Source organism: Pseudomonas violetae (genome assembly GCF_023072615.1).
Classification (GTDB): domain Bacteria; phylum Pseudomonadota; class Gammaproteobacteria; order Pseudomonadales; family Pseudomonadaceae; genus Aquipseudomonas; species Aquipseudomonas violetae.
This window is the reverse complement of sequence record NZ_JAKNRW010000082.1, coordinates 1-2,308: the sequence shown is the minus strand read 5'-3', so window position 1 is coordinate 2,308 and position 2,308 is coordinate 1. Positions and strand designations below refer to the sequence as shown.

Annotated in this window: 3 protein-coding genes and 1 pseudogene; all 4 read left to right on the top strand. The window is 44.8% G+C overall.

What is annotated here, in order from left to right; all coding sequences use genetic code 11:
• The coding region (locus L9059_RS30495; RefSeq protein WP_247296760.1) for an RHS repeat domain-containing protein at window positions 1-742 on the top strand (742 nt) is incomplete at its 5' end.
• Window positions 743-751: 9 nt separating this feature from the next.
• Window positions 752-1,099, top strand: coding sequence for a hypothetical protein (locus L9059_RS30490; protein ID WP_247296758.1), 348 nt, complete (start codon window positions 752-754; stop codon window positions 1,097-1,099).
• A 382-nt stretch (window positions 1,100-1,481) separates the two neighbouring features.
• Window positions 1,482-1,925 carry a DUF6386 family protein gene (locus tag L9059_RS30485; RefSeq protein WP_247296755.1) on the top strand — a complete coding sequence of 148 codons (444 nt, stop codon included), beginning with the start codon at window positions 1,482-1,484 and terminating at the stop codon, window positions 1,923-1,925.
• A gap of 110 nt (window positions 1,926-2,035) precedes the next feature.
• Window positions 2,036-2,308 (top strand): annotated as a pseudogene (locus L9059_RS30480) (hypothetical protein); the annotation flags it as partial.

Sequence of the window (2,308 nt, the reverse complement as noted above, 5' to 3'; positions counted from 1 at the left end):
GGCGCCGGGGCAGAGCAGCCTGTATGTGTATGAGCCGGGGAGCTATGCGCCGTTAGCCAGAGTCGATCAGAGCGAGGGGGAAGAACAGAAGCTCTACTACTTTCATACCGACCAGATTGGTACGCCGCTGGAGATGACTGACCGGGCGGGGCAGATTGTCTGGCAGGCGACGTACAAAGCCTGGGGCGCGCTCGAAAAGCTGGCGGTGAATGAGGTAGAGCAGAACCTGAGGTTCCAGGGCCAGTATTTTGATGATGAGACGGGGCTGCATTACAATACGTTTCGGTATTATGATCCGGAGGTTGGGCGGTTTATTACGCAGGATCCGATTGGGCTAGTCGGAGGGGACAATTTTTACAAGTACGCCCCTAATCCAATTGGTTGGCTCGATTTTTTGGGGTTGAGTTGTGAGCCAACTAAGAAATATGAAGTTGGAAGATTCGACACCTTGCAAAAAAATTCTAAGGTAGGTGATGGTCTGGATATTCATCATGCCGCACAAAAACACCCGGCAGGTCAGATAATTGTGGGTTACGACCCAAAGACAGCGCCATCAATTGCCCTCCCTAGGGCTGAGCACAAATTGATTCCGACAGTGAAAGGGCCATTTACTGGAATCCCAAGAGACCTTTTGGCTAAAGATGCAAAAGATCTCAGAAATTTCACAAATGCACCGCCTTCAGCTATCAAGCAAATGATAGACTTAAATAAAGAAATGTTTCCTGGTGTTTTTATAAAGTAGGAGTTTTAAATGGATGCTCAAGAGTTTGTAGATCTGATGAGGCGCGTTGTTAGCGATGCGGCTATAACGGATACAGTTTCGGTGTTAACTTCGCCTCCCGGTAGAAAGCCTAGCAAGCCTCTGCTTGGAATGTCTGAGTTTTACAATAAGCAAACTTTGGGGGATAAAGCATGTATTGATATGATAATAAAAACATCAGTTGAAGAGGCAGTATTTGGTTTCTTTTGTGTTTTAGATGGTGTGCGTGCGATCGAGGACTCCGATGATAGAGGTGTTTTGTCTCTTTATTATGAGGGTGGAACAACTATTAAGTTGAATTCCAATGGTGATTTGCATGATATTTACAATTCTAAGTAGCGCTTTTGTAGTCTGATAGTTTTGAGGGGTTGGCCGGTCGCGATATGCCAATAGTACATAAGCCAGGTTTGAAACCTTCCGAAATCAGTCATGTTGAGGCTGAAATTAATATAGTTTTATCAGTTGAATATAGGAGGTTTTTATCTGGAATGAATGGTTTTTATTTAACATCTCCCGATTGCGTGCAAATACCACCTAACGAAATTGAACGCAGATCACCCAGTAGATTTGATAGTGGGCGGGACGGCATCGCAAAGATTGCAAATGCTCGATGAAACCATTAATAAGAGTGTCGGTAGTGCGATAAAAAATGCTGGCCGGCGCGCGGGACTCAGTCCTGGTGATAAAATTAGTGCAATATTTTTTAACTGAGGGGGCACATATGAATAAAGAATTTTCCATCGTGACTGATACTGCAACTATTGCGATTTTTGATCTGCAGTCTATAAAGCATCGAATTTCTGACGCCCCTGACTGGTGGAGCATAGTAGAGGATGAAATTCAAGAGGTGAATAATGGAAATATTGCTATTTTTGGATTGGGAGAGGATGGTAAGTTTGATATAAAAATTTCTGAAGATGTCCGCAATGAAGATGGAGTATTGAACCTTAAATTTTTGTCGGGATATGTATTTGTTGGTGCTGGAGAGGACACTACTGGTGGAGAGTTAGAACCTGATGGGTCGGATGTTATTCAGGGTGAGCTGCTAGAGTTTGAACCCGGAAGCTATCAAGTTAAATACAAGAAGGTTGATGGCCTAATCCAGTTTTCGTTTAGTCGGTCCAATATAAATGTTAACGATCTGACGGTACCAATAAGATTTTGATCTGAGTTGTATTTTGATGTTAAGCATAAATATTATTCACTAGCGCTGTTCTTTAAAATTCAATTGGCATTATAGTTTAAGTCGGCCGCGTGATTGATAACACAGCGGCCATATTCTTATGCTCTGTTGTTATGCTACGCCTGCTCAGCTACGGTAATGCGCTGAGTAGCTGCCAGGACGCCAAAGGTCAGCGCATCCGCTACGAGTACGACAAAGCCATTCGCCTGACCGCGCTGGTCAATGAAAACAATGCCGTTTACCAGTTTGCCTACGACGCCTCCGACCGCCTGGTCGAAGAAAAACGCATCGACAACCTGGCCCGCCAGTTCAGCTACAACCTGGGCGGACACCTGACGCGGGTTGACGAAATCGGCTACGGCGAA

What these genes read in the sequence shown, in the direction of transcription:
- L9059_RS30485 (WP_247296755.1), top strand. Translation starts at nt 1,482, where the DNA reads ATGAATAAAGAATTTTCCATCGTGACTGATACTGCAACTATTGCGATT.
- L9059_RS30490 (WP_247296758.1), top strand. Translation starts at nt 752, where the DNA reads ATGGATGCTCAAGAGTTTGTAGATCTGATGAGGCGCGTTGTTAGCGAT.